The organism is Streptomyces sp. KR55 (assembly GCF_052245645.1).
Classification (GTDB): domain Bacteria; phylum Actinomycetota; class Actinomycetes; order Streptomycetales; family Streptomycetaceae; genus Streptomyces; species Streptomyces flavusporus.
The window spans coordinates 1-4,787 of sequence record NZ_JBQQCE010000608.1; the positions used below are offsets into that span (position 1 = coordinate 1).

The following is a 4,787-nucleotide window of genomic DNA, read 5'->3' on the forward strand; positions in this document are numbered from 1 at the left end:
GAAGACGTAACCGACGTCCCCGCCCGGGGTGCTGATCTCGCCCGCGCTGGGGGCATCGAGACCGGAGGCGAGCCGCAGCAGGGTGGACTTGCCGCATCCGGAGGGGCCGACGACTGCGACGAACTCCCCTGCGCCGACGTGGAGTTCCACTCCCGAGAGCGCGGTGGTCCCGCTGTCGAAACGCTTGTCGACGGCTACGAAGCTCAGCGTCGTCTGCACTGCTGTCGCCACGTCGGCTCCTTCCTGTGGGCCTGTGGTGCACTCACCGATGTTCATAGCATCAACATTCTTTGTTTCGGCGGAATGTCCCGGTCGTTTACGCCAGGGACCAGTCAGAGCGCTTCGCGGATCACCGTGGTACGGCTCACCGCTCGCCCACCCTTGAAGACGATCCGGTCCGGGTACGAGGCCCCGACAGTCCCGGAGAGCGAGTCGGCCCGTACGGCGAGGAGGTCGGCGATCGCACCCTCGTACGGCCCTGCGGCGGGTAGCCCGAGGACCGTGCGGGCGCCGGTGGTCACCGCGTGGACGGCCTCGGGCAGCGACAAGTGACCCGCCGCGACGAGGAGTCCGGCGGTCTCCAGGGGATCCGCCCTGCCCACCGGGTTGAAGGGGTCGCGGATGTTGTCGCCGCCCCCGGCCAGGGGCACGCCCGCGTCCAGGAGGGCGCGTACGGCGGTCAGACCGCGCGGGGTGCGGGCAGGGGTGTCGCGGCCCTGGAGGTAGAGGTTGGTGAGCGGCAGTGCGACGACCCCGATCCCGGGTGCCGCCGCCTCCTTGGCGATCCGGGCGGCCTCGGCCGGGTCCAGGCCGCCCAGTCCCACGCAGTGGCTGGCGGTCGCACCGTGGGCGAAGCCCCGCTCCCGTACCGCCTGGGCGAGCAGCAGCAGATCCTTCGGGTCCGGACGGAGATGCTCGTCCGCATGCAGATCGACGCCGACGCCGTGCCGCTCGGCGATGGTCAGGGCGCGGGCGACGGCGGCCTGCGGGTCGTCGGAGAGGTGCGGGCAGCCACCGAGCAGGTCGGCCCCCGACTCCAGTGCCTCATCGAGGACTTCGTCGGGCTCCTCGATGTGCAGTACGGCGATCTGCAGCGCAACCCGCTCGCTCAGCTCCTCGCGCAGCCGCAACAGCGCCCGCAGCCCCCGGAGCGGATCGGGGCCGGGCAGGACGTCGGCGTGGGTGCGGACGGCGGTCGCACCGTTGGCGACCAGCTCGTCCAGGGCACGGCGGGCCCTGACCAGCACGTCCTCCTCCGTCACCCGCTCGGCATAGCCGCGCCAGGCGGCAACCGCCCCCGGCAGGTCGCAGGGCGGTGCACCGGCCAGGTCCCAGGTGAGGGCCTTGTCGAGGTGGGCGTGGGGTTCGGCGGGAGCGGGCAACAGCAGGAAGCCGGAGAGGTCCATCTCCTCGCAGGCGGAGGGGAGTCGACCGGCCTGCGCGACGGCCGACACCCGCCCGTCCTCGATCAGTACGTCCCGGACCTGCCCTTCGGGCAGCCGCGCCCCACGCAGCAGCAGCGCCGTCGCCGTCATCGTACGTCCCCGTTCTGCGGTGCCGTGAGTACCGCGAAGCCGTCGAAGGCGTGCCACATCACGGGCTCGCCGAACATGTCCTGGCGGCGGACCGGCCGGGTCCGTCCGCGTACCACCTGGTCGAAGGCTTCGGCGACCCGTCCCACGAAGTAATGGCCCTCACGGTGGCGGAGCTTGTGCCCCAACAGGGCTGCTTTGACCGGGAGTTCAGCCAATCGTCGAGTCGATGCGGCGAAGGCGGGTACATCGGCGCCCGGCACATGGGCGAAGAAGGGACCGCTGATCAGGGTGTCGCCGGCGAGGAGCTGGCCGCTCTCCGGCTCCCAGAGGCAGATGCCGTCGGGCGAGTGGCCGGGGGTGTGCAGGACGTGCAGCCTCCGCCCGCCCAGGTCGAGCTGCTCCCCTTCCCTGAGCAGCCGGGTCGGTCGCACCGCGTCGATACGCCACTGGGACAGTTCGGGGACGGGCCGCACCTCGATCCGCGAGTCGGTGAGGAAGAAGCCCTCGACGGAGAGTGCGCTCAGCTCGATGTAGCGCTGCCGCATGTCCTGGGCGATGTGCTCGTACGTCTCGAGCCACTCGCGCGGTGCGGGCTCGCCGTGCAGGTCCGCGCCGGCCTCGTGGACGGCGAAGTCCTTGGCCTCGCCCACAAGCGAGGCGTTGCCGCCCCGGTGGTCGTAGTGGTGGTGGGAGTTGACGACGAGCAGCGGCAGCGAGGTCAGCGCGCGCACCTCGCGCCCGATGTCCCCGATGCCCATCCCGGTGTCGTACAGCAGGGCGAGGTCGTCGCCCACGACGAGATAGCTGTTGACGTGCCCGGGCTCGGCGATGAGGAAGGTCCCAGGTCCGGTCTCCTGTACGGAGAACCAGCCCCGCCCGCTCACGCGCCGATGCCGTGGTAGCGGCGGGCGTGGTGGACGAGAGCGCTGTCCCCGCCTCGGCCGGGGATGATCTCGTCGATGTCGGCTATCAGCAGCAGGTGGTCCCCGGCCGCCACCTCTTCCCGTACGCGGCACAGAACGGCGTACGTGCTCTGCGCGAGCAGCAGCGGCACACCTCCCTCTCCCGTCGTCCATTCCAGCCCGGCGAACCGGTCGGCGGCCGGATCGGCGAACCGCCGTGAAACGGATTCGCCGTCCGCGGCAAGGATGTTGAGGGCGAACCTGCTGCCGTCCTGAAGCAGCGGCAGGGTGCGGCTGCCGCGCTGGACACCGATCGCTATCAGCTGCGGCGTGCGGCTGAGGCTCATCACGGCGGTGCTGGTGAATCCGGCGGGTGTGGCATCGGCTGCGGCGGCGGTCACCACGCAGACGCCGCCCGCGAGGGCGGCCATGGCATCGAGGAATCCGGCCGTGGCGGGTCGGTCGGCGGTGGTCGCGGTCATTCGGGCTCCTCGCTTAGAATGTTCGTCACATCAACATTGAGCGTAGGAGACATGTGTTTCGCGGGAGTAAATCCCACTCCGAAGTGACCGCTTAGGATTTCCGCCATGGCAGACCGCCCCACCGAAACCCCCGCCGATCCGGACCAGCAGCTCGGCGACGCGATCCGTCGGCTGCGCAAGAAGCGCGGCCTCACCCTTGTCCAACTCGCGGGCAGCGCAGGCCTTTCGCACCCCTTCCTCAGTCAGCTGGAGCGCGGGCTGACCCGCCCGAGCATGCCCTCGCTGCACCGGATCGCCCAGGCGCTCGGCACCACCCAACAGGCCCTGCTGGCGCACTCGGCTACCTCCCCCGCCGACATCCATGTCGTACGGGAAGGGGCCGGCACCCCCGTCGCCAACAGCGGCGGCTCGGCCCGGATGCTCGGGGCACCCCAGTTCGCCGTCCATCCGGTCGAATACACGGGAGGACCCACCGGCTTCGAGGAGTACTACGACCACCCGGGCGACGAGTTCCTCTACGTGGTGCACGGCTCGATCGAGGTCGACCTACTGGGCCCCGGCGGCCGCGAACTGCACCGCCTCCACGCCGGTGACAGCCTGCTCTACCCGGGCGGAACCCCGCACCGCTGGCGAGTTGTGACGGAGGATCAGGATCCCTCCGGGGCGCGCATCCTCACCGTACAGAACGCCCCTCGCTAGAACGCCGAGCAAAGGCGACAGGGGTAGAGGTCGTTCGGTCGGCTCGACTGAGGCCGACGACATGATCGGATCATACTGACGAGCCATCAGAACGAGCGTCACGTGAGCGTCGAGATGAGGAGGACAACGTCGGCGCCTCCCGTCCCGCCATCGCAAAACCGCAGATCAACCGGGTTCCCTGCGAGACACCACGACCATCACCTGATGGAGCGCCGAAAACATGTCGAGCGCTCCTCCAGCCCAGAAACGGCACCCATGAGGGTTGACGCTGTCAAGGCGTGAGTCGGTCTGGCCTGCGGCTCCTCGGTGGGGGCCGGGGCGGTGTCTGTATGGGTCTTCCTTGACGGCGTGGGAGTGAGTGAAGAGCCGTAGCGGTGCTGGCTGTTGTGTATCCCCGAGTGGTGATCTGGGCCTGGCGGAGAGGTCTCGCATGCACCCATCCGGCACCAGGCTGCTGCTTGGCGCCATGGCCGTGATCCGGGCAACCGGGCTGCTCAGTCAGGTCATCGAGCGCGGCGGAGCCGGCTCATGCAGTTTCACGAGCGCACCCGGCGTCGGCGACCGCCTGTGGCGGTGGCGGTTCACCGAGACCTCTTACGAGGTTCGGCGTCGGCTTCCTGCAGGACGTGGTAGGCGCGGGTGATCAGTTTGCGGGCGATGGCGGTGGTGGCGATCTTCTTCCCGCGGCGGTGTGCGATGGCCTGGTAGGTGCCCGCGAACTCGGGTGATCTCTTGGCGGTCTGGGCCGCCTCGCACAAGATCCACCGTAGCCATGCCGAGCCCTGCTTGGAGATGTGGCCGTGCCGGACGGTCAGATCCGAGCTGCGGACGGTGGGGGTGAGCCCGGCCCAGGAGGCCAGCTTGCGCGCATCGGGGAAGCGGGAGATGTCGCCGACCTCGGTGACGATCACCAGCGCGGTGAAGGTTCCGGCCCCGGGCAGCCGGGTGAGGGCAGCTACCCGTGGATCACCGCGGGCCCGGGCGGCCAGCAGCTGGTCCAGGGCATCGATCGGCTCCTTGAGCGCGTCCAGCAGGGCCAGCAGCTGGTCGACGACGGTGCGCGAGGCGTCCGGAAGATCCAGGCCCTCCAGCCACGCCCGCCCTGCGGCCGTGAAGCAGGCCCCGGGCCGCTCGAGACCGTGCTCGGCGAGCACGGCGTGGATGCGGTT

General features: G+C 70.0%; 6 protein-coding genes. 1 reads left to right on the top strand and 5 read right to left on the bottom strand.

Annotation, left to right across the window (positions count from 1 at the left end):
• The 4 genes from ACTWQJ_RS46495 to ACTWQJ_RS46510 all read right to left on the bottom strand — a co-directional run.
• Positions 1–231, bottom strand: a 231-nt coding sequence (locus ACTWQJ_RS46495) for an ATP-binding cassette domain-containing protein (protein WP_443312419.1), incomplete at its 3' end; no start/stop codon positions are given.
• Positions 232–332: 101 nt separating this feature from the next.
• Entirely contained in the window at positions 333–1,535 is a 1,203-nt protein-coding gene (locus ACTWQJ_RS46500) for an amidohydrolase family protein (protein WP_443312420.1), read from the bottom strand.
• Complete coding sequence (locus ACTWQJ_RS46505; protein ID WP_443312421.1) at positions 1,532–2,419, bottom strand: MBL fold metallo-hydrolase; 888 nt, start codon at positions 2,417–2,419, stop codon at positions 1,532–1,534. The genes ACTWQJ_RS46500 and ACTWQJ_RS46505 overlap by 4 nt, the downstream gene beginning before the upstream one ends.
• Positions 2,416–2,919, bottom strand: coding sequence for a flavin reductase family protein (locus ACTWQJ_RS46510; RefSeq protein WP_443312422.1), 504 nt, complete (start codon positions 2,917–2,919; stop codon positions 2,416–2,418). Before ACTWQJ_RS46510 ends, ACTWQJ_RS46505 begins: the two co-directional genes overlap by 4 nt.
• Positions 2,920–3,024: 105 nt before the next feature.
• Between ACTWQJ_RS46510 and ACTWQJ_RS46515 the strand changes: the two genes are divergently transcribed.
• Positions 3,025–3,618 (top strand): helix-turn-helix domain-containing protein, encoded by a 594-nt coding sequence (locus ACTWQJ_RS46515; protein WP_443312423.1) that lies wholly within the window; start codon positions 3,025–3,027, stop codon positions 3,616–3,618.
• A 581-nt stretch (positions 3,619–4,199) separates the two neighbouring features.
• Here ACTWQJ_RS46515 and ACTWQJ_RS46520 read toward each other — a convergent pair.
• Positions 4,200–4,787, bottom strand: a 588-nt coding sequence (locus tag ACTWQJ_RS46520) for an IS110 family transposase (RefSeq protein ID WP_443312424.1), incomplete at its 5' end; no start/stop codon positions are given.